We start from the raw sequence: 22,866 nt of genomic DNA, 5'->3' as shown, positions 1-22,866 counted from the left end.
ACCGGCCTCGACGGCATCGAGCTCCGGCTTACACCCAGTGGAGGCGGCCATGAGCGCGCTCCACCTGCCCGCCGGTGCCGGCGCCACCCAGCCGTTCCTCGGCACCACGATGACCGTGAAGGCTGGGGGATCAGAGACCGGCGAGGCGCTGACCCTGATCGAGCAGGAGTGCCCGCCGGGTTTCGCCACTCCCTGGCATGTGCACCAGCACGACGACGAGGCGTTCTACGTACTGTCGGGAACGATCCAGGTGTACTGCGGCGAGGAGACGTGGCAGGCAGGGGCCGGCGCCTTCGTCCTGCTGCCCCGCCACGTGCCCCACGCCTTCGCCAACGCCCAGGGCTCTCCGCTGCGCCTGCTCCAGCTGACCTGGCCGGCCGGATTCGAGCGCTTCGCCGCCGACGTCGCCGCCCATGACACCGACCCCGGCCTGCTGATCGAGGTGGCCGCCCGCCACGGTTACCGGATCATCGGTCCACCGCCGGGCACCACCTCCCAGCCGGTCCGGCATGGGCGGAACTGATTCAACCGATTACCAAGTGATACGCCCGCGATCGGCTGACCGACGCGCCGGCCCTCTGACCGGACCGCCCGCGCCGCATGCGGGCCCCGTCTGCATCCCGTAATACGTCAGAGCTACGCGAAATGTGCACTCTCCAGCGGGAGGCCGACTACAAGCGGTGATCCATACCTTCGAGCCCGAGCACGATCTCCGGCACGAAGGGACCATCGCCCATGGCGACCCGCCCGCAGGGCAGCTGCCTGCGCCGCCTCCTGCCCGCGACGCTCGTCGCCGCCTTGGTGGCGGGGCCGATGACGGGCGTGACCCGGCCAGGGGATGTACCGGCACCCATTCCCGCCCCCACGACCCCGCTGGCCGGCGCGACCCCGGCCGCACTCGCCGAGCGGTACGCGGCCGGCCGCGCGGAGATCCTGGCGGCCGGCCGGACGGCGGCCCGGCACGGCCACCACTGGCGTGCCTCAAGGTTGCGCGAGATGGCTGATCCCGCGCGGCGCTTCCTGTCCTTCGACGGTCGTGACGGCGGCCGGGCCGTGGAGGTCTTCGGCGAGTTGTCCAGCGCGGAGCGGATCGCCGTGCTGGTTCCGGGAGCCGGCGTCGACCTGGACAAGTACGGGCTGGTGCGCGGTGGCTCGATGAGGCTCCAGGACGCGCTCGGCGACCGGTCGGCCGTGATCGCCTGGCTCGGGTATGCCACGCCGAGCAGTGTGAGCCTCCACGCGCTGACCCCCGGCCGCGCCGACGGGGCCGCCCCCGGCCTGCGTGCCTTCATGGGGGAGCTGCGCGCGGCCAGGCCGGGCGCACGGGTCTCGCTCCTGTGCCACTCCTACGGCTCCGTGGTGTGCGGCCGGGCCGCGCCGGGGCTGGACGTCGCCGACATCGTCCTGTTCGGCAGCCCCGGCGCTGGCGTGGCCGACGCCGCCGCGCTGCGCACCCCGGCCGTGGTGTGGGCTGGACGCACGGCCGGGGATTGGGTCGGCGGGCTGCCGCACCTGTCGGTCGAGTTGCCGTTCGTCACGGTGGGGCTGGGCGGTGACCCGGTCTCGCCCGGGTTCGGCGCCAGGATCTTCGCGGCGGGCGGTGGCGGGCACAGCGACTACCTGACGGCCGGATCCACGGCGCTGGCGAGCATCGCGCGGATCGTGTCCGGACGGGCCGACGGCGATGCGTGACCTGGTCGCGCGGCTCGACGCCGAGACGCCGCCCGATCGCGACCGCGCCGTGGACGCTCTGCGCGCGCTGGCCATCCTGGGCGTGGTGGCCGGGCATTGGCTGGTGACCGCGCTGGTCGTGGACAGCGGGACGGTGCGGGTCGCCAGCCCGCTGCGGTACCTGCCGCAGCTCGCCCCGGTTTCCTGGGTGTTCCAGACTCTCGCGGTCTTCTTCCTGGTGGGCGGGATGGTGGGGACGCGGAGCCACCTGCGCGCCCGGGCGGAAGGCGTGCCGTACGGGCGGTGGCTCGCGGGGCGGACGGCCCGGCTGTTCCGGCCGGCGGCGGCCGTGGCGGTGGTGTGGGGCATGGCGGCCGTCGCGATGCTGGCCGCCGGGGTCAGGCTGGAGAGCGTACAGGCGTTGGTCAAGCTCGTGCTGTCCCCGATGTGGTTCCTGCTGGTCTTCGTGGCGCTGACCGCGGCGACCCCGCTGGTGTCGAGACTGCACCCGGTGTGGCCGCTCGCTGTGGTCGCGTGTGTTGATCTGACCAGGTTCGGCGTCGTCCCGGTCAGCGCCCTCGCGGAGGACGCGGGTTTGCTGGGCGGGCTCGTGGACGCGGCGGCCGGCCTCGGAGAGGGCATGGGCTGGTGGCTCAACGTCGCGGCCGGGTGGCTGGTGCCGTACTGCCTTGGGGCGGCCTGGGCGCGAGGCCGGCTGCGAGGGCGCGTGACCGGGTGGGCACTGCTGCTCGGGGGTGCGGTCGTCACCGCCGCGCTCGTCACCTGGGGCGGTTACCCCGCCGCCATGGTCGGTGTGCCGGGGGCGTCGCTGTCCAACCTGGACCCGCCCTCCCTGGCCGCCGTCACCTTCGGGCTCGCCCAGAGCGGTGCGGCCCTGCTGCTGCTCGGTCCGCTGAGGCGGCTGCTGCGCCGCCCGGCGGCCTGGGCCGCGGTGGCGCTGTCGAACCTCGCCGCGATGACGATCTTCCTGTGGCACCAGACCGCGATGATCGCGGTCACCTCCGCCGGCTTGCTCGTCGAGAGCGCGATGCTGTGGGCCGGCGTACTCGGGGACGGGACGCTGCCCGGCCTGCGCACCGCTCCCGACGACCCGGGCTGGGTCCTCGCCCGGGTGGCCTGGCTGCCGCTGTTCGCGGTGGCGCTGCTGGCGTGCTGCGCGGTGTTCCACGGTTGGGAGCGAGGACGGTCGCACTCGAAGCCGGTCGCGGCGCGTCGCTAAGCTGGAACACCCCGATAAAGGGGGCATAGGGGACGTGGGGCGAGGGCTGATGAGCAGGCTGCGAAGAGCCTTCGGCACCTTGCGCGCGGACCTGTGGACGACCGCCGCCGACCCGTTGCCCCGCATGGCGAGGCCGCGCCGGCTGTCCCGGCTCCCGCATGTCCTGGTCATCCTGTACGCGTTGGTCATGGGCCTGTTTTCCGGCGGAGAGGGCGCGGATTCGACGGTCCCGCTGCTCGCCATGATCCAGGCGTCGATCCTGGTGATCGCGATGTCGCGCCCGCTGCCCGCCTGGTGGGCGTCGATCGCTGTCACGGTGATCGGCGCCAGGACGGGGATGACCTACCTTTCGCAGAGCCTGAGCTTCCCCTGGATGGTGGAGACGGGGACGCCCAGGGGACCGGTTCTCCCGAGGCTCCTGCATGGCGACGCGCTGGCCTTCCCGTGGACGGGCTCGGGCATCGCCCTGCAGGCCGGTGTGCTGCTCCTGCTGGCTCTGCGGGTGCGCCCCCGCGTGGCGGCCTCGGCGCTGGCGATCACCACGCTGGTGGGAGCAGGGTGCGTGGTGTTCGTGCCCGAGGGCAACGGGGGCGGCGAGGTGCTGCTGGCCGTGGTGGTCGAAGCGGTCGCGGTCATGATCGGGGCCGGGGTGCGCGCGCTCAGGACGACCCGTACCCGGCTGGAGGCCCAGGAAGAGTTGACGGCCGAGGAGCGGGCCCGCAGCACGCTGCTGGAGGAGCGCGCCAGGATCGCCCGCGAACTGCACGACGTGGTCGCGCACCACATGTCGGTGATCTCCATCCAGGCGCAGGTGGCGCCGCACCTGGTGGCGAATCCGTCCGACGAGCTGAAGGAGAACCTCGCGGGCATTCGCGAGAACGCCGTCGAGGCGCTGACCGAGCTGCGCCGAGTCCTGGGCCTACTGCGCGCGCAGGACACACCTGAGGACGCTCCGCAGCCCACACTCGACCGGCTCGACGAACTGCTCGCGAACGTCCGCGGCGCGGGCGTCGCGCTCACCGCCGAGACCGTGGGGGAGCCGCGCCCGCTGCCGCCCGGGGTGGAGTTGTCGGCGTTCAGGATCGTGCAGGAGGCGCTCAGCAACGCCATGCGGCACGCGCCTGGCGCGCCTGTGTCGGTCCAGCTGCGCTACCACTCCGACGCCCTGACGATCCGCGTCGTCAACGGTGCGCCCGCCGCACCGGCACCGTCCTCCCCTGGCCCGGGGCACGGGCTGCTGGGGATGCGCGAGCGCGCGGCCATGCTGGGCGGCGACCTCGTCACGGGCCCCACGCCGGACGGCGGCTACGAGGTGAGCGTGTTCCTGCCCGTCGAGTCAGAGAAAGGCATCGAGGCGACTCCATGACGAGCATCCGCGTGCTCATAGCCGACGACCAGATCATGGTCCGTCAGGGCTTCACCGTGCTGCTCAACGCCGAGCCCGGCATAGAAGTCGTCGGCCAGGCCGTGAACGGCCTCGACGCCGTCGCGAAGGTCGCCGAGCTGGACCCCGACGTCGTGCTGATGGACGTGCGGATGCCCGAGCTGGGCGGTATCGAGGCGACCCGCCGCATCGCCGGGCGGCCGCACACGACCGTGAAGGTCCTGGTCCTGACCACCTTCGACCTCGACGATTACGTCTACGAGGCACTGCGCGCGGGCGCGTCAGGCTTCCTGCTCAAGGACGCGTCGGCGGCCGAGCTGGCCCACGCGGTGCGGGTGGTGGCGGCCGGGGACGCCCTGCTCGCGCCGAACGTCACCAAGCGCCTGATCGCCGAGTTCTGCCGGGTGACCGGCGCCGCGCGCACCCCGCTGAAGGAACGCGTGGGCGACCTGACCGAACGCGAGACCGAGGTGCTGTCGCTGATCGCGCAGGGCCTGTCGAACGTGGAGATCGCCGAGCAGACCGTCAAGACCCACGTGAGCAGGATTCTGGTCAAGCTCGGGCTGCGCGACCGCACCCAGGCGGCGGTCTTCGCCTACGAGACGGGGCTGGTGCGCCCGTCGGGCTACTAGCCGAACGACGACGAAGCTCCCCATGCCTCAGGGACGCGCATGGTGTCGATCAACGGCGACGACCGCCCCTCCGCCAGGTACTGGTTCACCGCCCGCGATGGCGTACGACTGCTTGCCAAGTGGGAGGGCCGGCTCCTCGTCCCAGAACCTGTGCCGGCGCGTGAGCTTGAGGGGGTGTGAGTTCAGTATTTGATGAATCCGTACAGCGCCAGATGGTTCGACTTCGTGCCGCTCACCGTGTGGTCGATGCTCGACGGCTGCACGGCGCCCCTGATGAACAGGTAGTCGATCTTTCTGGAACCGGAGGTCGCTTTCGCTCCGTAGCCGGTCATGCCGAAGCCGCCGAGCGTTGAGGAGGCGATGTTCGCGCGATTCGCGTCGATCCCGATCACCCGGATCGTGGACGCGTTCATCAGGCTCGTGGCGTCCGCGCCGAGATGGATGCCGGAGTCGGCGATGCCCTTGGTGCCCGCGCCCGCGCAGGCGTTCGCGCCGTTCTGTTCGGGGAGGTGCATGGTCGCGGCGAAGACCGTGGTCCCCGTCGCCTTGATCGTGAATCTCGCCGCGATGGCGCTCGTGCGCTTCCACTTGTGCGCGTTGGTGGTGCCACTGTCGTTGTTCGGCGGCTTGTACAGCGTGCACCCGGCTCCGCCGTTGTACGGTGTTCCGGGCTTTAACCAGCCCGCGCTCCAGTATTTCGAGATGTCGCCCGACGCCAGGCTCAGCGTTCTGGTGTTGTAGATGATCGCGTTGGTCTGCTTCTTCTTCAGGTCGCCGAGCGCTTGCTGACTGCACTTGTGCGAGCTGCCCCACACCTCGGGGTCGTCCCAGACCACGATCGCCTTGTAGGTGCCCGCCGGATATCCGAACTTGGCCGAGAGCTGGTCGGCGTAGGCCGTGGTCTGTCCGGTGCCGCGCACCTGTTGCACGATCAGCAGATCGGGAGCCTGCACACCGGAGGTGCCCGTCTTACCGTTGTCGTCCACCAGCATCGACGTGAGGTGGTCCGGGCCTGAGATCCGGGTGCACGAGCCGTCGGCGTTGTTTCTCACCAGGTTCTCGATGTTGTTGTTGTAGACCCGCAGCACTCGATCCGCCGCGGTCGCAGGCGCTTCGTGCGCCTGCGCGATCGAGGGTGTGGTCGTGGTGGTGACGAGTGCGGCAGCCGCCACGAGCGCCAGCGCGCCATGCGATCGATAAGTGAGCATTGTCGCAGAGTAGCGATCTTCTCGAACTGGTGCAGGTGACAATATTGACCATCAAATGTGACAAGCTGCGCTGGAAGCGCGTTCGCACAGGTCAAGCGAAGGGGCCGGGCCTGGGCTCGGCGGCAGGCGCCGCTGGACCGCTATGAGCAAACCCGTCTTGTCGGAGAAACGCGGACAGTAGTGGCAGTACCGTTACTATTCGCCTGTGATCCAGATCTCAAGGACGCCTCCCGTCCTCGTGGTGGGAGGCGGTCCCGTCGGTCTCGCCGCGGCCCTCGAACTGGCCCGCTTCGGTGTGCCGTCTGTCGTGCTGGAGCAGCGCGCGCAGACGTCCTGGCACCCCAAGACCCGCAACTTCAACACCCGGACGATGGAGATCGCGCGCGGCTGGGGACACGCCGTCCACCAGCGGCTGCGCGGCATCGACACCCCGCCCGGCTGGAAGAGCCCCATCCGGTTCTTCGACACCCTCACCGGTACGCAGACCGGGCAGATCGAGACCCTGGGATTCCTCGGTCCGGGACCGGAGATCAGTCCCGCCCTGCCGGTGATGTCGTCCCAGGACCTCATCGAGAAGATCCTCTGGGACGCGGCCGCCGCCACCGGGCTCGTCGACCTGCGCTTCGGCCACGAGGTCACGCGGGTGCTGACGGGGTGGCTGCCCGAGGACACCGAGGCCTCCCTGGAGGTGCTCGACCCGCGGTCGGGCACCCCCTACACGATCTCGGGCAGCGCCCTGGTCGCCGCGGACGGCGTGGACAGCCTCGTCCGGCAGCAACTCGGGATCGCCCTGGACGGCGCCCAGGCGGTCAGCCACTTCGTCAACTGCTACTTCCGCGCCGACCTGGAGCCCTATCTCGGCGACCGGACCGGCGTGCTGCTCTACGTCGGCGGATCCGAGGCCGCCGGGGTGTTCCAGCCGCTCGACGCCCGGGGCCGCTGGCTCTGCCAGATCCCGGTGCAACGTGAGGAGTGGGAGGCCGGCATCCATACCCCCGAGTGGTGCGCGCGGTGGATCCGCGCCGGTTCGGGGATCGAGGACCTGGAGGTCGAGGTGCGCACCGTCGGGCGGTGGAGGATGAACGCCACCGTCGCCGACCGGCTCGTCGCGGGCCGGATCGTCCTGTGCGGCGACGCCGCCCACCAGTTTCCGCCCACCGGCGGTCTCGGCGTCAACACCGGCCTGCAGGGCATGCACAACGCGATGTGGAAGCTGGCCCTCTGCGCGCGGGGGAGCGCGGACTGGTCGCTGCTGGACACCTACGACGCCGAACGCCGCCCGCCCGCCAAGACCACCGCCGAGCAGTCGCTGGCCAACTTCCACAACGTCCTGCAGATCTCCGTCGCCATCCTGTACGGCCTCGACCAGCAGCTCAGCCCCGAGGACGCCATCCGCGCCACCCACCGGTACGGCAACCACCTCGGCGTCGAGTTCGGCACCCGCTACACCTCCGGCGCCGTCGTTCCGGACGGCACCGTCCCCCCGGCGGTCGACGACGCCTACGCCGACTACCGGCAGAGCGCCACCCCCGGCTGTCGTGCCCCTCACCTCTGGCTCGGACGCGGCGACGGCAGGCTGTCCACCCTGGACCTGTTCGGGCCCCGGTTCACCCTCCTGACCACCCGCGAAGGCGACGCCTGGCAGCGCGGCGCCGCGCTCGCCGCCGAACGGCACGGTGTCCCGCTGGCCGCGTTCGCCATCGGCGGCCCGGGGATCGAGGACGACGGCGACGCGTTCACCACCCTCTACGGCATCGAGCCGACCGGAGCCGTCCTGGTGCGTCCCGACGGCTACGTCGCCTGGCGCTCACCCGCCGCCGACCCCGACCCCGACACCGTTCTCGGCGGAGTGATCAGGCAGATCCTCGGCCGTCCGGCGACCGTCTCGGTGGAGCCGGCATGAGACCGTGAACGCCTGGGAGCAGGGGCCCGGTCTCATCGTCCGTGAGCCTGCTCAGGGTGATGGTGTTCGAGGAGGGCCGCCGTGAGCATCGCGGCGAGCCACTCCTCGTACTCGCCTTCGCTCCATCCGCACACTTCGGTGAGCTTCTCGAAGTTCTCCGTCGAGGTGAGGACATAGATCTGCTCAGCCGCTCTGGCCGGCGGAAGGTCCGGGCGCAACGCTCCGAGAGCGTGTAGATGTTCGGCTGGTCCGCGGCCTCCCATCAGCCTTTCGCGTTCGATGCCGGCCAGTACGTCCTGGAGTCCCGCGTCGGTGGGCGACGCGGCGGCCGCCGCGCGGAGGAGGCGGTGCACCGGCTGGATGCGCCGGAGGATCGCGGTGGCCATGGCGGCGTGCAGGGCCAGCTTGCGCACGGGGTCCGGCTCCTCGATGATCGCCCGGACCTCCGGGCGGCCGCTCTGTGGCAGGGCCCGGGAGTCTCCGGCCAGGGTGATGTCGTAGACGAGCTTGGCCAGTGCGGGTTTGCCGCCGGGGCAGGACGTGTACAGCGTCTGAACGGCCACGCCGGCCTCACGTGCCACCTCGGCCATGGTGGTGTCGGCGTAGCCCTTCCTGATCATCAATTCCCGCGCCGCCGCCGCGATCTTCTGCCGCGTGGCCTGGGCCTGCTCATGGCGCAGCGCGCTGGCGTAGGGGCGTCGCTTCTTCTGCTCAGTCATCGCCAGCCATGATTTCAGAAGTGTATTGACTAGAGATACCTCTAATGAAAAAGTGTGGATCTAATGAAAATAGTCTCGCCGTGGGAGGGGTGTGCGGTGTCCCTGGTTCTCGCCGTGCCGACCCGACCGCCGCTTTCAGCGAAAGGACCGTTCTGTGAAAGGGAACCGCGGGTTCTTGGCCATGGCCGCGACCATGGGTGCACTCACGCTGACCGTCGCCATGCCGTCGGCGGCGGTCGCGCAGGCGACGTCCACCGGGGTCGTTCAGGCCCAGAACGCGCTTGCCCGGACGGCGCCGCAGTTCGTCGCGTACCACAACCTGACCCCCGCCCAGCAGACCGAGCGGTTCAACACCCTGCGTGGCCAGGGCTACCGGCCCATCACGGTCAGCGTGTCCACCGACTTCTCGGGTCGTACCCGGTATGCCGGGATGTGGTCAGTGTCGGGTCGTGCCATGGGTGGTGACCTGCCGTGGGCGATGTATCAGGACATGTCCGCAGACGGTTATCAGCGGCGCTTCGACCAGCTCGCGGCTCAGGGGTACCAGCCGGCCGTGGTCAGCGCCACCGGCTCCGGCGACGGTGCTCGCTTCGCCGCCATCTTCCTCAAGAACCCCGGTTCCCGGTTCGTGGCCAAGCACGGCATCAAGCCCGCCGAGCTCCTCCGGATGTCCGGCACCGCCCGCCAGGACGGCCTGATGCTGACGTCGGTCGACACCTACGGCACCGCCTCCGCCACACGCTATGTCGCGGTGTGGTCGGCCAACCCCGGCCAGGTGAGCTGGCATGTCAGGGTCAGTCTGAGCCAGGAGCGGCACGAAGCCGAGTTCAGGAAGTACGTGGCGCTGGGCTTCCGCCCCACCAGCATCACGGTGAGCGCCACCGGCCGCTACACCACCGTCTGGCGCGACGACAAGCCTGGCGCCTGGCACTCCTACATCGGCATGACCGCCGCCGGCTACCAGGGCCGGTTCGACGAACTCAAGGCCAAGGGTTTCTACCCCATCCACATCAACGCCGAAATGGGCCGCTACGCCGCCATCTGGACCAAGTGACCCGCCCACAATCGGCTGACTGAGGCGTCGGCCTCGGCGACCCGCCCGGGGCGGGCAGTTCGGGCGCGCAGACCTGCTCGGGGTCGCGGCCGTCGTGCTTCTTGGGCCGCGCTGCCGGCGGCCGCTGACGAATGGAGCGCCCGTCGAGCCGTTCTTGGTCGGGAACGCCAAGGTGTGACGCCGCGTCGCGCGGTCCGGGGGAGGCCGATCAGAGGCGCGAGGTCTGGCGGGAGGGTTTCGCGCGGCGGGCGGCGGGCTGCTCGACCAGCGTGACGCCGGTCTCGGCCTCCAGGGCCGGGGCGTAACCGGCGGCCCGCAGGGCGTCCATCGTCTCCCGCTCGGAGCTCGCGCTGATCAGTACGGTCGGCGCGATCAGGCGCAGGCCGAGTTTGCGCAGCGCCTTGGCGCCGGCGAGCTCTGCGAGGAGGGCCTCGTCCTCGGAACGCACACAGCAACCGGAGCGAACCACCCGCATCCGGCCGTGGGTCCGGCCGACGTCCTTGATCAGGTACTCCAGCGGCTGCGGAAGGTCGCCCTGGGCCACGGCTCGCAACCGTCTGACCAGCTCCTCGGCCTCGTGACCGGCGTCGAGCGCGTGCCGTACGGAGGCGGGGGTGATCCGCCACACCACCGCGTGACCTTCGGACTCACGCGCGCCCACCGCGTTGAGCAGGGCGGCCAGGCTCGCCTCCGGAGTGCCGCTCACCACGGCGGTCAGGTCGGTCTGGAAGCGGGCGGTGGTCTGCGGTGGCGGCAGCAGGCCGGTGAGCACGGGGGTGAGGACCGGCTCCGGCTCGCGCCAGGCCTGGCCGGTGCGGAGCAGGCCGAGCAGGGCGTGGCCGAGTGTGGTCAGGGTGTCGTCGGCGACGACGCCGAGGAGCCCGGCCTCGCGCATGGTGGCACCGATCCGCTCGGCTCCGGGCAGGCCCTCGGCGACGCGCATGGGACGGTGCCAGGTCGCGGCGGCCATGAGGTATTCGGGAGCTCTGGCGGCGCGGCGGCCTGGAGCGGCGGCGAGCGCCTCAAGCAGGGCGTAGCGGAGGCCGACGGCGTCGGGGTCGTCCGCCCCGGTCAGGGCGACCGGGGTCTGGTCGGGGTCGGGCCACCACAGCGGGATGTCGCGGCAGGTGACCCAGGCCGCGAGCACCGGCACCAGCCGTTCGGCGGGAGGACGCGGCAGCCACCGGTCGTAGCGCGTGGTGGGCAGCACCACGTAGGTGGGGTCGGGAGCCTTGGCGCGACGGTTGGCGGGGCGTTCGGCCGGCTCGGCCAGCGGACCCAGCAGATCGGCCCGGACGCACAGTTCGAGCAGGAAGCGGACGGTCTCCTCCGGCTGGCCGACCTGCTTGGCCAGCCGCTTCGTGTCGCGGACCGCGATTCCGCCGGCCTTGCGTACGGCGAGCGGCTGCTCGGCGCAGGCGGCCAGGAGCCGTTCGAGCTGCCAGGCCACGGCGACCACGGCGCCCTGGGAGGCCGCCTCGGCCCGCTCGGCCGGCGGCAGCTCGGGAGGGGAGGGCGGCCGCGGATGGAAGGTGGCCCGCACCTCGCCCCGGACTGCCAGGGCGACCTCCAGCGGGAGCTCGGCCACGCCGGGCAGACCGGCCGGCAGGAGCAGGCCCCGGGCGGCCAGCCAGTCGACCCCGGTATGACCGGATCCGCCAGGAAAGAAGGTGTACTTGCCGGTGGAGCCGTAGCCGTAGGGGCCCGCGGGATGGAAGCAGCGGGTCTCAAGCAGAGGGCCGTCGTGCGCGAGCAGCTCCAGCAGCTTCGAGGCCGTCTCGGGCGCCCCGTCGAGCAGCGCGCGCAGCCGCGCGGGATCGGTGAGGACGGTCACGACGTTCTGCTCGGCTGCCGACCGGTTCGCCGCCTTCTCCAGCCCCAGCGCGGCGGCCACGCGGTGCACCTCGGGCGCGTTGAAGTGGCGGGAGATGAGCTGCCCCGCGGGCCGGCCCAGCGCCATGCCGCCCGCCATGGCGCGGTGGACGTAGGTGTGCGCCACGACCTGCTCGCCGTGCGGCGGCAGCAGGAGCGCCTGGTCCGCCAGCCGGTCCAGCGTCGCCTCCGCCTCGGCCCGCAGGCCGGGGTCGTCACCCGCCAGCAGGTCCAGCACCGCGCTCCGGGAGACCGCGCGCTCCTCGGGGGCAGGGGAGCGCCAGCGGTCTTCGGGGAACGGGCCATGCCGCTGATCGGCCAGCCAGGAGACGGCGCCCAGCACCTGGACGTCCGGGAGCGTGCAGTATTTCACCAGCTCGGCGGCCACGTGATCCTGGCTGAGCAGGTGAGCGTAGTCGCGCAGCGATGGCTCGCGACCGTGACGGCGCAGGGCGGCGCGGTCGGCGATCAACCCGAGTTGCTCGGGGCTGCGCGTGGCGAGCCAGTCCACCAGGGAGTTGCTGGGCATGGTCGCCAGGGTAGTGCGGTGCGGCGAGTTCCGTTCGCCGGAACGATGCGGCGGTGGGGCGACGGTAGGGGTGACGCGGGCGGGGAACGGTCCTCGCATGAGTGACGAAACAGCCGACTGGCGCGGTCGCCGCCCCCGGGGACTCGACGACGCGACCGTCGACGCGCTGGGCGCGCTGTCGTGCGCGCTGGAGACGGTCCAGCGGGCCCGCGGGCACCTGTACGCCTTCCACCAGTTGACCGGGACCGCCCATCGCGAGCTGGAAGAGGCCATCGAGGCGCTGCGCGCGGCGGGGCGCGACGCGCAGGCCGACCTGCTGACCGCCGAACTCCTCGGCCGCGACGTGCTGGCCGGCCGGTGGACGTTCCAGGTGGTCGAGGAGTACGACGACGGTTACCACCGGCACTTCATCGAGCTGGAGCAGAGGGTCAGGGACGAGTTGGCGGGCGGGGTGCGGCACATCTACGAGGCGGAGATGAAGGAGCGGCAGCAGGGGTGACGCGGCGGTTTCAGAATGCGCTCCTGGTATCGGCCCCGGGGTGGTGCGTTCCGACAAGTCGCGGCGGTCGAGGTGTTGAGATATCCGAACGGCGAGAGGCGGTCGGCGCGGTAGAACGGCACCAATAACGCCGGCCCTCTTGATCGAGAAGTGGGGCTCCCTCAATAATCTTCCTAACGTCCCAGAAAGGGGGAAAATACCGAAAAAGGGGATTTTGTCACCCTCGTGGTTGAGATCCGGTCAAGTAAGTCGAAAACGGAGTTCCCGTACGCGAGTCGGCCATGCCGACGACCCCGACGAGCTTGACGCACGAATCCGCTAGCACACCCATCTGAAGGCGCGAGGAGAACAATCATGGTGTCGGCCATCCAAAGCATCAGCGACCGGTTACTCACGTTGTTCGTGCCGAAGGCGGAGGCGTCCGCCGGAAGCTGCACGTGCAACTGTGCCTACAACTACTGGTACTCCTGCAGGGAGTGCACCCGCTGCTACCGCTGCACCGACTGCACGGCCGGTGGCAACTGCCTGCAGTGCTCCTACAAGGCAGCCTGCTGCTGAACGCAGTGGACTATCCGGCGATCGGCTGCGCCTGTCTCGTGGCCCTCGTTTTCGCGCTGTCGGCAGGGAGTAAGGCGCGCGGTCGCGCGGCGTTCCGCGAGTTCGCCGCCGCTACGCACGTCCTCGCCGGCTCCGTACGGGCGCGTGGGATAAGCGATTCCGTCGCCAGAACAACCGCACTGGTGGTCGTCGTCGCGGAGGCGGCGACGGCCCTGCTGGTCGCCGTGCCGTACACCGCACGGGCCGGCTTCGCCCTCGCCATCGGGTTGCTGACCTGCTTCAGCGTCGCCATCGCGGCCTCCTTACGCCGTGGCGTCAGCACGTCCTGCCGATGCTTCGGCGCGTCGTCGGCGCCGCTCTCCGGTCGCCACCTCGTACGCAACGGGGTGCTGCTGGCGGCCTCGTTCGCCGGCCTGGTCACCGCCGACGGGCGGATCGGCTCGCCGCATCCCGGCGGCATCGCGATCGTGGTCGTGGCGGCCCTGGTGGTGGGCGTGTTGTTGATCCGCATTGATGATCTGGCCGAGCTGTTCGCGCCTCCCGCCGCCGACGGCCGCGGAGCGCAGAGAGGAAAGCACGATGCCCTTTCTCGTCGCCGCAGTGGTCCTGGTAGGAGTGCTGTGCCTGCTGAACCTGCTCCTGACGTTCGGCGTCATCCGCCGGCTCAAGGAGCACACGGCACAGTTGGAGAAGGTTCTCAGCGGCGGTCATGACGATTCGCTGCAGATGCTCGGCGAACAGGTCGGCGAGTTCGCCGCCACGACCACGGACGGCGAGCCGGTGTCGCGGGCCCTGCTGGCCGGGGAGACCGTGGTGGCCTTCTTCAGCCCGAGTTGCGCCCCTTGCCGGGAGAAGATGCCGGTGTTCGTCGAGCAGGCGCGGGCTCGGGACTTCGACCGGCAGCAGGTGCTCGCCGTCGTCGTCAACGAGTCCGGTGAGCCCGAGGCGGCCGGAGTGAAGGAGATGGCCGAGGCGCTGGCCCCGGTCGCCCGGGTCGTCGTGGAAAGCGCCGACCATCCCCTGGCGAACGCCTTCAAGGTGCACGCCTTCCCGGCGTTCTGCGTGGTCGACGCCGAGGGCGTGGTGCGCGTCATCGGAGGTGACCTGGACCAGCTCCTCGTCACGGCGGAGGCGTGAGCGCGGGCCGGGCCGCCACCGGCGGTGCCCGGCCCGGCCGGCGCGAGCTGCTGGTCAGCGGCGCCAAGGCGCTGCGGCTGGTCTGGCAGGCCGCGCCCGGGCAACTGGCCGGCTTCTCGGCGATCACGCTGGCCGGCGGCGTCGTCCCGGTCGTGGCGGCCTGGCTGACCAAGATCGTCCTCGATCGGCTGGTCGCGCCGGGCCCGGTCGGCGCCGTGGTGGGGCTCGCGATCGGCCTGGCCTGCGTGGGCGTGGTCAACGCGGTGCTCCCGCACCTCGGCCAGTACCTCCAGAGCGAGGTGGACCGGCGGGTCGGGCTGCGGGCCCAGGACGAGCTGTTCGCCGCCGTGGAGCGGTTCGTCGGTCTGGGGCGGTTCGAGGAGCCGGCGTTCCTGGACCGGCTGCGGCTCGCGCAGCACAGCGCCCGGTCGCCGGGGCAGATCGCCGGCGCGATGTTCGGCCTGGGCCGTGACGTGGTCACCCTGGTCGGGTTCGTCGCCTCGCTGGCCCTGATCAGCCCGTTGTTCACCGTCGTCGTGCTGGTGGCGGCGGCCCCCGCCCTGGTCATCGAGCTCCGCATCTCCCGCCAGCGGGCCGAGACGATGCTGCGCATCGAGCCCGCCGAACGCTGGCGGTTCTTCTACAGCGAGCTGCTGACGACGGTGGAGGCGGCCAAGGAGATCCGGCTGTTCGACCTCGGCGGCTACCTGCGCGGCCGGATGAACTCCCAGCTGCGTCAGACCAACCACGCCCACCGGGTCCTCGACCGCCGCGAGCTGGGTGCGCAGGGTGCCCTCGCGCTGCTGGCGGCGCTCGTCTCCGGTGGCGGGCTGATCTGGATCCTGGTGTCCGCCGGGCGGGGCGGGTTCACCGTGGGTGACGTGTCCGTGTTCGTCGCCGCGGTCGCGGGTGTTCAGGGCGCGCTCAACGGGCTGGTCCACGCCACCGCCGAGACCCACCGGCTGCTGCTGATGTTCGGCCACTACACGGCCGTCACCGGGGCCGGCCGCGATCTCCCGTCTCCGGCGACGCCACGGGAGCTGCCGCCGCTGCGCGACGGCATCGAGCTGCGCGACGTGTGGTTCCGCTACAGCGACGACCATCCCTGGGTGCTGCGCGGCATCAACCTGTACATCCCGCGCGGCGCCTCGGTGGCCCTCGTCGGCCGCAACGGGGCCGGTAAGAGCACGCTGGTCAAGCTGCTGTGCCGGTTCTACGACCCGACCGAGGGGGCGATCCTCTGGGACGGCGTCGACATCCGTGACGTCCCCATCGACCGGCTGCGCGCCCGCATCGGCGCCGTCTTCCAGGACTTCATGGCGTACGACTTCAGCGCCGCCGACAACATCGCCGTCGGCGATCTGACGGCGCGCGGCGACCACGGCCGGATCGAGACCGCGGCCCGCCACGCAGGGGTCCACGACACGGTCACCGAGCTTCCGCGCGGCTACGACACGCTGCTGACCCGGATGTTCTCGAGCGACTCCATCGACGACGATCCGCAGACGGGCGTGACACTGTCGGGCGGGCAGTGGCAGCGCCTGGCCCTGGCCCGGGCGCTCGTCCGCGACGAGCGCGACCTCATGATCCTCGACGAGCCCAGCGCGGGGCTGGACGCCGAGGCCGAGCACGACATCCACACCCGGCTGCGCCGGCTGCGGGCCGGGCGCACCAACGTGCTCATCACGCACCGGCTCGGCGCCGTCCGGGACGCCGACTTCATCGTCGTCCTGTCGGGCGACGAGATCGTCGAGCAGGGCGACCACGCCGGCCTGCTGGCCGCCGACGGCCTCTACGCCCGGATGTTCACCTTGCAGGCGGCCGGATACGCCGCACTCGCCTCTGGGGAGCCCGGATGACGGGCTGGTATATCGCCTTGATGGCGGTCTGCGCCGTGGCGCTGCTCGCCGCCCTGCTGCTGTGGGCACGTCGCAGGTACGTCGTGATCACGGTGTCGGGCCTGAGCATGCGGCCCACGTACGATCACGGCGAACGGGTGCTGATCCGGCGGATCCCGGTCACCCACGTGCGGCCCGGTCAGGTCGTGGTCTTCGCCGCCGCGCCCCCCGGCACCTGGCAGGGCTTCGAGGCCCATCACGCCGGTGACCCGAACGGCGCTGGTTCCGAGGCTCGTGACGGCGGCGCCCTGAACGGCGCCGGCTTCCAGGCTCGTGACGGCGGTGACCCGAACGCCCCCGGTCCCGAGGGTCACCGCGTCGAGGCTGCCCGGTGGATGCTCAAGCGGGCCATCGCGGTGCCCGGCGATCCGGTGCCGCGCGAGCGGTGCCCGGCGCTGCGTTCCGTCGCCGACGCGGTCGTGCCCCCCGGGCACCTGGTCGTTCTCGGCGACAACCCGAGCCGCTCCTTCGACTCGCGCCAGTCGGGCTACGTGACTCCGGACCGGCTCGTGGGCGTGGTCGTGCGCCGTCTGACCCGCTCGTGACCGTCAGGAGCTCTCGGGCCAGGCGATGAGCTGGAACCAGACGGACTTGCCGTGCTGGGTGACGGTCCAGCCCCAGTCGTGGGAGAGGGTCTGGACGATGGCGAGCCCTCGTCCGCCGACATCGAACCGGCCGGCCAGGCGAAGGCAGGGGAGCGTCGGGCAGGCGTCGTGCACGTCGACCACGATCAGCTCGCGCTCGCGCATGACCGAGACGCGGACGGCGCCCTCGCCGCCGTGCGTGATGGCGTTGGTGACCAGCTCGGAGACCAGGAGCTCGGCCACCTCCGCGACGTCCTGCCCCGCCTGCCAGTCGAGGGCGACGTCGCGCACGAACCGGCGGGCGGAGGAGAGGCACCTGCCGGCGCGCGGGATCCACCTGTCGCCGAGCATGGGAAGGAGCCGGTCAGGCACGGGGCGGTGCTCGGCCAGTGCCGTACGGGCCTTGAGCGCCTCTTTCATGTACGTTCTCCCGGTCTCGGATTCGCCGCGTCGAGCTTGACAGGCCCTAATTACTCTCGGTAGTGAGTCCATTACCAATACCGCGTTTTGAGGGCCGCGTCCATGGGCTGAAATCCGGCGAAGCATGCCACTTCGCCGACTCTCCGCGTACTCGCCCTTGCCCGGACCGGGGTTTCGCCCTCGCGGGGCGCCGATGGGGTCACGCGGGCAACGGGTCACGCCGGAGGACGGCAGGGCCGGCGACGGGAAAACGGAGGACGGTCACCTCGTCGCGGGCGTGGCGCACCGCGAGCGGCGGGTGGCCGTTCTCTTTGAGCTACCGCTGCCGGGGCGGTCGCGCGTGGCGCCCACCGCCCCGGCGTGGTCCGTCAGCCGCGTGCCGCGTCCAGGACCTTGGCGGCGTCGCGTTCGAAGGAGGCGCGGGCTCCGAGGGTGAGCAGGCCGCCGATCACCATCGCCGGCACCAGGATGTACATGCCGGATAGCAGCGAGCCCATCCGGTCGGAGGCGATGCCCACGATCAGCGAGCCGAACGCGCCGCCCGCCGTGATCAGCAGTTGCAGCACGCCGAAGCCGAGCCCGCGCGCGCTCGCCGGTACGACGTCCGCGACGCAGGCCATCATGTTCGGGATGGCGATCGACATGAGCGAGCAGGCCAGCAGGGTCAGGACCGTGAGTCCGGCGATCGAGTCCATGGAGAGCGCGAGCGCCAGCACGGCGGAGCCGATCGTGATGCCGCCGCCACCGGCGAGCAGCCGGCCGCCCTTGCGGGTGCCGTGCCACCTGCGGCCCAGCCATGAGCCGATCAGGGTGCCCGCCAGCGTGCCCGCGATGGTGATCAGGCCGCTGAGCGACCCGGCGGCGCCGGCGCCCACGCCGAACGTGCGCACCATCAGCGACGGCAGCCAGTAGAAGACGCCGGCCAGGCCCAGCGTGAGCAGGCTGAGCCCCGCGCAGACGAAGAGCAGCGTGGGGATCGACAGCACCTGGCGGACCTGCGGCCAGAACGGCGGCTTCGTGGCGGGAACGGCGTCGTCCGAGTGCCCGTCCGGCGGCACGGTCGGCGGCGTCATGGGGGTCGCGGCCGGTGCCGCGGCGCCGGCGGACGGGGCGAGCCTGGCGACCAGCCGGTCCAGCTCGCCTCGGCCGGGTTCGCGCAGCCGCCAGACGAGCCAGGCCGTCACCAGCCCAGGGACGACCATGATGAGGAACGCGCTGCGCCAGCCGTACGCCTGCCCGAGGACACCGCCGAGCAGGGTGCCGACGCCGCCCAGGTAGGTCGTGACCCGCGTCAGCCCGTACGCCTTGGCCCGGCTGACCGGCGGGTAGTAGTCGGCGAGCAGGCTGCCCGAGGCGGGGTTGTCGATGTTCTCGGCCGCGGCGAGCAGCACGCGCATCAGGTAGAACATCGCGAACCCCGTCGCGAGGCCCGAGCCGAGCGTCGCCACGGCCCAGATGACGACCACGGTGGCGATGATGCGGGTGCGGTTGCGCCGGTCGGCCAGGTAGCCGGCGGGCAGCGCGACCAGCGCGCCCGCGAGCGCGGCGGCCGTGGGGATGGAGCCCGCGGCGGTGTCGCTGAAACCCCACTCCTTCTGCACCAGCGGCAGCACGCCGGACAGCAGGTTGTACTCGATGCGATCGACGAGCCCGACGATGAACAGGACGACAAGCGGTGCCCAGCCGAATGGCGCGGGTTTGTCCGCGTCGATCTCCCCCGTGCGATGCGATCCGAACGTCCCGACCATACGAGTCCTTTCGCGAGGCAACTCTAGAATCTCGTTCTAGGTGAACGTTCTAGCCAGAGTGGCAGAAGTCACAGGATTCGTAAATGGGTGATTTGTGAGAGGAGCCGCCACGTGAGAGGGGCTCCGTGTGATCAGCTCGTCCGCGCCATCCGCTGGGCGCTGATCCAGGCGTCGATGAGCTCCCACTGGGCGTACAGCCAGCGGATCTGCGCCTCCCGCTCGCGCGGCACCTGGTCCGCGGGGACCCGCCACCACTGGGCGGTGATGTGCGCGCTGACCGGGAGCTTGCGCCACAGGTCGGCCACCGTGATCAGGTCGTCCAGCCCGGTGTGCGCCACGAAGATCACGTCGGCCGACGGGCAGGCCTGGATGGCCGCGACCGCGCCGCCCGGCCGGGGCGGCAGCAGGTGGTCCATGCCGCGCGCCCGCGCCGCCTCCTCGGCCAGCCCCTTCTGCTCCAGCCGCCTGATCGCCAGACGCTGGCGGCGCGGGGTGAAGTTGCCGCCCTCGGGGAAGATCACCAGCGCGTCGCGCTCGTCCATGGTGGCGGCCAGCCGGCGGATCTCCTCAATGATCCCGCTCTGGGCGGCCCTGCGGGGCACGAAGGCGTTGGGCAGCCGGTTGATCACCACGTCCAGCGTGGGGTCGAACTGCAGCGCCGCCTTCATCACGATCCGCGGTCGCCTGCTATAGAGCGCTAGAAGATGATAAATCAGTAAAAAGGAGTCGCCGGGACCGGCGTGCCGTGAGAGCACGATCACCGGCCGCGTCAGCCGGGCCGCCTGCTCCTCGGGCGTGGGCAGCGGCTCCTGGATGTCCACCGACAGCCGGAAGATCCGCACCGCGAGCCCGTACACCCTGGTCAGGAACCACTTGATCAGCCCGTAGTGGCGTTCCTGATGCCGGTCACGGCCGAACCCGCCGGTGAGCCAGAGCCACAGGCAGGCGATCAGCACCGCCGACTCGAGCGTCAGCCAGGCCACCCCGAACCAGACGAACCGCGGCCCCCTGCGCTGCGGCGGCGGCAGGTGCAGCGAGGCGGCGGCCGTCACGACCAGCCAGAGCGGCAGCGTCACCACCATGAAGACGGTGACGACGATGATCAGTGGAGCGAGGATGAGGCGGCGGAAGACGCGTGGGGGGAGCAACGTCGGCCTCCCTGGGGGCAGGGCTTCATTCTCCTCTTGTCCGTAAATATCGGGAAGAAGCGTCGTAGGCCCGGTCGATATACGCGGAGATCTGCGTGGGATCCCGGTAGCGCAGCGGCGACAGCGGACGCGGCTCGCCCGCCGGGAGCACGTGCACCTCGACCCCGGGTGGCAGCGAGGCCATCTCCTCGGTGAACCGGTGCCGCCGGGCGATCTCGAACGCCACCATCCCCACCTCCCACGGCCGTCGTGGCACGCTCAGCGGCTGCTCGATCCGTCCGACGTGGAGCACGTAGACGCGCTTGGCCCCCAGGTGCACGGCCCGGCCCACCGGGATGCTGTGCACCAGGCCGCCGTCGAGGAAGTGTTCGCCGCCGATCTCCACCGGCGGCAGCAGGCCCGGCACCGCGCACGACGCCAGCACCGCGTCGACCAGTGGCCCGCCGGTGAACCAGTGGGCGCAGGCCCGCTCGACCGAGGCCGCCACGCACTGGAACGGCACCGCGAGCTCCTCGATCAGCGACACCGGCAGCATGCCGCCCAGCAGGTCGCGCAGCGGCCCGATCGCGTGCAGGTGGGTGCCGGTCCTGGCCAGCGTGGACAGCCGGGTGACCCACGACCCGGCGAAGGCCGTACGGACGATCTCCGAACGCCACAGCGACGTCAGCCGGTCGGCCGCGTCGCCGGGGTCGGCCGCGATCAGCACCCCGTTGAGCGCCCCCACGGACGTGCCGACGACCAGGTCGGGCACGATGCCCGCCTCGTCGAGGGCCCTGAGCATGCCTACCTCGTGCGCGCCCAGCACGCCGCCACCACCGAGCACGAACGCGGTCTCCACGGGGATCACTCTCGCAGCGCCCGCCCGCCCGCGTCGACCACCCCCGGCGGCGGGGGTTGCCGGATGCCGGAAGGCAGGCCGCCCGGCGGCTGCCGAGATGCGCCCATGACACCGTCATCCCCGGCGCGGGACCATGTCGGCATGACAGCAGTGGTGCGGGCCGAGGGGCTGACGAAGTACTACGGGAGGCGCAGGGGCCTGGAGGATCTCACGCTCGACATCCAGCCGGGCGAGATCTTCGGCTACCTGGGTCCGAACGGCGCGGGCAAGACGACCACGATCCGGTTACTGCTCGACGTGATCAGGCCGACCCGCGGCCACGTCCGCGTCCTCGGCGCCGACTCGCGGGAGGCCGCGGTCCGGCGCCGGATCGGCTACCTGCCGGGCGACCTGGCGCTGGAGGAGCGCGAGCCGGGCCGCGCCTACCTGGAGTTCCTCGGCAGGGTACGCGGCGGAGTGCCGGGCAGCCGGATCGACGCGCTGGCCGAACGGCTGGACGCCGACCTGTCGGTGCCCATGCGCAAGCTCTCCAAGGGCAACAGGCAGAAGATCGGGTTGATCCAGGCGTTCATGCACGAGCCGGAGTTCCTCATCCTGGACGAGCCGACCGGCGGGCTCGACCCCCTGGTGCAGCAGGAGTTCCTCGCCATGGTCCGCGAGGTGCGCGCCTCCGGCCGCACGGTGCTGATGTCCTCGCACGTGCTCGCCGAGGTGGAGCACGTCTCCGACCGGGTGGGCATCGTACGGGCCGGCCGCCTGGTCGCGGTCGAGAACGTGGCCGCGCTGCGCGAGAAGGCGGTGCGCCGGGTGGAGTTCCACTTCGACGCCCCCGTGCCGCGCGAGGCGTTCGAGCACCTGCCGGGCGTGCGCGACCTGCGGGTGACGGGCGCCAGCGTACGCTGCACCATCGACGGCCGGCCGGACCCCCTGATCAAGGCCGCCGCCCGCTTCACCGTCGTGCACCTGGTCAGCGCCGAGCCCGACCTGGAGGAGATCTTCCTCACCTACTACAGCGGGGAGGACCACGATCATGATCGCCAAGTGTCTGCGTGACTGGCGCAGGACGCTCATCTGGTGGACGATCGGCATCGGCGCCTTCATGGCGCTCTACCTCGGCACCTACCAGAGCATCAAGCAGAGCCCGGAGATCTACGGCCCGGCCGGCCTGGCCAAGTTCCCCGGGGCGCTCCGTGATCTCATGGGCGGCCTCGAGGACTTCACCTCCGGCACTGGCTACCTGCAGTCGGTGGTCTACCAGCTCTTCGTGCCGTTCCTGTTCGTCGTCTGCGCGATGGTCCTGGCGGGCCGGGCGCTGGCCGGCCCCGAGGAGGCGGGCACGCTGGAGCTGATCGTCACGCTGCCCATCGACCGCAGGCGGCTGGTGCTGGAGAGGTTCGCCGCGATCGCGCTCGGACTGCTCGCCGTGGCCGCCGTGACCCTGCTGGTGACCTGGGCGATGGCGGAGGCCGTCGGCATGGGCGTCGGCTTCGACCGGATCCTCGCCGCCCATCTCGGGGTCTACCTGCTCGCGCTGCTCTTCGGCACGGTGACGCTGGCGGTGGGCGCGGCCACCGGCCGCAGGGCGGCCGCCTCGGCGGTCATGGGCGTCTGGGCCGTGCTCGGCTACATGGTCGTCACGATCGGCCGGAACGTCGAGGCCATCGCCTGGCTCAAGTGGGTCTCGCCGTTCCACTACTACGCCGAGGGCAGGCCGCTGTACGAGGGTCTCCCGGCCGGTGACTACCTGGTGCTGGCAGCCGCGACGGCCGTGCTGGCGCTCACGGCGGTCCTCGCCTTCGACAGGCGCGACGTAGGAGTCTGACC

Annotated in this window: 22 protein-coding genes; 15 read left to right on the top strand and 7 right to left on the bottom strand. The window is 71.3% G+C overall.

What is annotated here, in order from left to right; translation table 11 throughout:
* Window positions 1–49: 49 nt before the first annotated feature.
* The 5 genes from AB0I38_RS20840 to AB0I38_RS20820 all read left to right on the top strand — a co-directional run bounded on the left by AB0I38_RS20840 (window position 50) and on the right by AB0I38_RS20820 (window position 4,927).
* Window positions 50–523, top strand: coding sequence for a cupin domain-containing protein (locus AB0I38_RS20840; protein ID WP_358470207.1), 474 nt, complete (start codon window positions 50–52; stop codon window positions 521–523).
* A gap of 212 nt (window positions 524–735) precedes the next feature.
* The gene (locus AB0I38_RS20835; RefSeq protein WP_358470204.1) at window positions 736–1,692 is read left to right on the top strand and encodes an alpha/beta hydrolase; all 957 of its coding nucleotides are present in this window, start codon (window positions 736–738) and stop codon (window positions 1,690–1,692) included.
* Window positions 1,685–2,911, top strand: a complete 1,227-nt coding sequence (locus tag AB0I38_RS20830; protein ID WP_358470201.1) for an acyltransferase family protein — start codon at window positions 1,685–1,687, stop codon at window positions 2,909–2,911. Before AB0I38_RS20835 ends, AB0I38_RS20830 begins: the two co-directional genes overlap by 8 nt.
* Before the next feature lie 49 nt (window positions 2,912–2,960).
* Complete coding sequence (locus AB0I38_RS20825; RefSeq protein ID WP_358470198.1) at window positions 2,961–4,277, top strand: sensor histidine kinase; 1,317 nt, start codon at window positions 2,961–2,963, stop codon at window positions 4,275–4,277.
* Window positions 4,274–4,927 (top strand): response regulator transcription factor, encoded by a 654-nt coding sequence (locus tag AB0I38_RS20820; RefSeq protein WP_358470195.1) that lies wholly within the window; start codon window positions 4,274–4,276, stop codon window positions 4,925–4,927. The genes AB0I38_RS20825 and AB0I38_RS20820 overlap by 4 nt, the downstream gene beginning before the upstream one ends.
* A 182-nt stretch (window positions 4,928–5,109) precedes the next feature.
* On the opposite strand, the gene AB0I38_RS20815 is transcribed toward AB0I38_RS20820, so the two are convergent.
* Window positions 5,110–6,177 carry a hypothetical protein gene (locus AB0I38_RS20815; protein WP_358470192.1) on the bottom strand — a complete coding sequence of 356 codons (1,068 nt, stop codon included), beginning with the start codon at window positions 6,175–6,177 and terminating at the stop codon, window positions 5,110–5,112.
* 163 nt (window positions 6,178–6,340) lie between these two features.
* Between AB0I38_RS20815 and AB0I38_RS20810 the strand changes: the two genes are divergently transcribed.
* Complete coding sequence (locus tag AB0I38_RS20810) at window positions 6,341–8,038, top strand: FAD-dependent monooxygenase (RefSeq protein WP_358470189.1); 1,698 nt, start codon at window positions 6,341–6,343, stop codon at window positions 8,036–8,038.
* Window positions 8,039–8,070: 32 nt separating this feature from the next.
* On the opposite strand, the gene AB0I38_RS20805 is transcribed toward AB0I38_RS20810, so the two are convergent.
* The gene (locus AB0I38_RS20805; protein WP_358470186.1) at window positions 8,071–8,757 is read right to left on the bottom strand and encodes a TetR/AcrR family transcriptional regulator; all 687 of its coding nucleotides are present in this window, start codon (window positions 8,755–8,757) and stop codon (window positions 8,071–8,073) included.
* A gap of 154 nt (window positions 8,758–8,911) precedes the next feature.
* Here AB0I38_RS20805 and AB0I38_RS20800 point away from each other — a divergent pair, with 154 nt between their 5' ends.
* Complete coding sequence (locus tag AB0I38_RS20800; RefSeq protein WP_358470183.1) at window positions 8,912–9,811, top strand: hypothetical protein; 900 nt, start codon at window positions 8,912–8,914, stop codon at window positions 9,809–9,811.
* A 208-nt stretch (window positions 9,812–10,019) separates the two neighbouring features.
* Here AB0I38_RS20800 and AB0I38_RS20795 read toward each other — a convergent pair whose 3' ends face one another.
* The gene (locus AB0I38_RS20795; RefSeq protein WP_358470180.1) at window positions 10,020–12,212 is read right to left on the bottom strand and encodes a helicase-associated domain-containing protein; all 2,193 of its coding nucleotides are present in this window, start codon (window positions 12,210–12,212) and stop codon (window positions 10,020–10,022) included.
* 97 nt (window positions 12,213–12,309) lie between these two features.
* On the opposite strand from AB0I38_RS20795, the gene AB0I38_RS20790 reads away from it, so the two are divergent.
* The 6 genes from AB0I38_RS20790 to AB0I38_RS20765 all read left to right on the top strand — a co-directional run bounded on the left by AB0I38_RS20790 (window position 12,310) and on the right by AB0I38_RS20765 (window position 16,849).
* The gene (locus AB0I38_RS20790) at window positions 12,310–12,711 is read left to right on the top strand and encodes a hypothetical protein (RefSeq protein WP_358470177.1); all 402 of its coding nucleotides are present in this window, start codon (window positions 12,310–12,312) and stop codon (window positions 12,709–12,711) included.
* A 354-nt stretch (window positions 12,712–13,065) separates the two neighbouring features.
* Entirely contained in the window at window positions 13,066–13,269 is a 204-nt protein-coding gene (locus AB0I38_RS20785) for a hypothetical protein (protein ID WP_189127506.1), read from the top strand.
* Window positions 13,242–13,982: a MauE/DoxX family redox-associated membrane protein gene (locus AB0I38_RS20780; RefSeq protein ID WP_358470174.1), complete on the top strand. Its 741-nt coding sequence runs from the start codon at window positions 13,242–13,244 to the stop codon at window positions 13,980–13,982. Before AB0I38_RS20785 ends, AB0I38_RS20780 begins: the two co-directional genes overlap by 28 nt.
* On the top strand, window positions 13,954–14,406 hold the full coding sequence (locus AB0I38_RS20775) for a TlpA disulfide reductase family protein (protein WP_358470171.1): 453 nt from the start codon (window positions 13,954–13,956) through the stop codon (window positions 14,404–14,406). Before AB0I38_RS20780 ends, AB0I38_RS20775 begins: the two co-directional genes overlap by 29 nt.
* Window positions 14,403–16,265, top strand: a complete 1,863-nt coding sequence (locus tag AB0I38_RS20770; protein WP_358470168.1) for an ABC transporter ATP-binding protein — start codon at window positions 14,403–14,405, stop codon at window positions 16,263–16,265. The genes AB0I38_RS20775 and AB0I38_RS20770 overlap by 4 nt, the downstream gene beginning before the upstream one ends.
* On the top strand, window positions 16,262–16,849 hold the full coding sequence (locus tag AB0I38_RS20765; RefSeq protein ID WP_358470165.1) for a S26 family signal peptidase: 588 nt from the start codon (window positions 16,262–16,264) through the stop codon (window positions 16,847–16,849). Before AB0I38_RS20770 ends, AB0I38_RS20765 begins: the two co-directional genes overlap by 4 nt.
* A gap of 3 nt (window positions 16,850–16,852) precedes the next feature.
* Here AB0I38_RS20765 and AB0I38_RS20760 read toward each other — a convergent pair whose 3' ends face one another.
* From AB0I38_RS20760 to AB0I38_RS20745, 4 genes are all read right to left on the bottom strand, one after another.
* On the bottom strand, window positions 16,853–17,308 hold the full coding sequence (locus AB0I38_RS20760) for an ATP-binding protein (RefSeq protein WP_358470162.1): 456 nt from the start codon (window positions 17,306–17,308) through the stop codon (window positions 16,853–16,855).
* A gap of 368 nt (window positions 17,309–17,676) precedes the next feature.
* Window positions 17,677–19,056 (bottom strand): MFS transporter, encoded by a 1,380-nt coding sequence (locus tag AB0I38_RS20755; RefSeq protein WP_358470159.1) that lies wholly within the window; start codon window positions 19,054–19,056, stop codon window positions 17,677–17,679.
* A 131-nt stretch (window positions 19,057–19,187) separates the two neighbouring features.
* Window positions 19,188–20,204, bottom strand: coding sequence for a 1-acyl-sn-glycerol-3-phosphate acyltransferase (locus tag AB0I38_RS20750; protein ID WP_358470156.1), 1,017 nt, complete (start codon window positions 20,202–20,204; stop codon window positions 19,188–19,190).
* A 25-nt stretch (window positions 20,205–20,229) separates the two neighbouring features.
* Window positions 20,230–21,042, bottom strand: a complete 813-nt coding sequence (locus tag AB0I38_RS20745; RefSeq protein WP_358470154.1) for a patatin-like phospholipase family protein — start codon at window positions 21,040–21,042, stop codon at window positions 20,230–20,232.
* A gap of 141 nt (window positions 21,043–21,183) precedes the next feature.
* Between AB0I38_RS20745 and AB0I38_RS20740 the strand changes: the two genes are divergently transcribed.
* Entirely contained in the window at window positions 21,184–22,095 is a 912-nt protein-coding gene (locus AB0I38_RS20740) for an ABC transporter ATP-binding protein (protein WP_358470151.1), read from the top strand.
* On the top strand, window positions 22,073–22,864 hold the full coding sequence (locus AB0I38_RS20735; protein ID WP_358470148.1) for an ABC transporter permease subunit: 792 nt from the start codon (window positions 22,073–22,075) through the stop codon (window positions 22,862–22,864). The genes AB0I38_RS20740 and AB0I38_RS20735 overlap by 23 nt, the downstream gene beginning before the upstream one ends.
* The last annotated feature ends 2 nt before the right edge of the window (window positions 22,865–22,866 follow it).

Source organism: Nonomuraea cavernae (assembly GCF_040655715.1).
Lineage (GTDB): Bacteria > Actinomycetota > Actinomycetes > Streptosporangiales > Streptosporangiaceae > Nonomuraea > Nonomuraea cavernae_A.
The sequence above is the reverse complement of the archived record's forward strand: the minus strand, read 5'-3'. Positions and strand labels throughout refer to the sequence as shown.

What these genes read in the sequence shown, in the direction of transcription:
- AB0I38_RS20805 (WP_358470186.1), bottom strand. Translation starts at nt 8,757, where the DNA reads ATGACTGAGCAGAAGAAGCGACGCCCCTACGCCAGCGCGCTGCGCCAT.
- AB0I38_RS20820 (WP_358470195.1), top strand. Translation starts at nt 4,274, where the DNA reads ATGACGAGCATCCGCGTGCTCATAGCCGACGACCAGATCATGGTCCGT.
- AB0I38_RS20755 (WP_358470159.1), bottom strand. Translation starts at nt 19,056, where the DNA reads ATGGTCGGGACGTTCGGATCGCATCGCACGGGGGAGATCGACGCGGAC.
- AB0I38_RS20785 (WP_189127506.1), top strand. Translation starts at nt 13,066, where the DNA reads ATGGTGTCGGCCATCCAAAGCATCAGCGACCGGTTACTCACGTTGTTC.
- AB0I38_RS20735 (WP_358470148.1), top strand. Translation starts at nt 22,073, where the DNA reads ATGATCGCCAAGTGTCTGCGTGACTGGCGCAGGACGCTCATCTGGTGG.
- AB0I38_RS20760 (WP_358470162.1), bottom strand. Translation starts at nt 17,308, where the DNA reads ATGAAAGAGGCGCTCAAGGCCCGTACGGCACTGGCCGAGCACCGCCCC.
- AB0I38_RS20790 (WP_358470177.1), top strand. Translation starts at nt 12,310, where the DNA reads ATGAGTGACGAAACAGCCGACTGGCGCGGTCGCCGCCCCCGGGGACTC.
- AB0I38_RS20765 (WP_358470165.1), top strand. Translation starts at nt 16,262, where the DNA reads ATGACGGGCTGGTATATCGCCTTGATGGCGGTCTGCGCCGTGGCGCTG.
- AB0I38_RS20740 (WP_358470151.1), top strand. Translation starts at nt 21,184, where the DNA reads ATGACAGCAGTGGTGCGGGCCGAGGGGCTGACGAAGTACTACGGGAGG.
- AB0I38_RS20825 (WP_358470198.1), top strand. Translation starts at nt 2,961, where the DNA reads ATGAGCAGGCTGCGAAGAGCCTTCGGCACCTTGCGCGCGGACCTGTGG.
- AB0I38_RS20795 (WP_358470180.1), bottom strand. Translation starts at nt 12,212, where the DNA reads ATGCCCAGCAACTCCCTGGTGGACTGGCTCGCCACGCGCAGCCCCGAG.
- AB0I38_RS20840 (WP_358470207.1), top strand. Translation starts at nt 50, where the DNA reads ATGAGCGCGCTCCACCTGCCCGCCGGTGCCGGCGCCACCCAGCCGTTC.
- AB0I38_RS20830 (WP_358470201.1), top strand. Translation starts at nt 1,685, where the DNA reads ATGCGTGACCTGGTCGCGCGGCTCGACGCCGAGACGCCGCCCGATCGC.
- AB0I38_RS20835 (WP_358470204.1), top strand. Translation starts at nt 736, where the DNA reads ATGGCGACCCGCCCGCAGGGCAGCTGCCTGCGCCGCCTCCTGCCCGCG.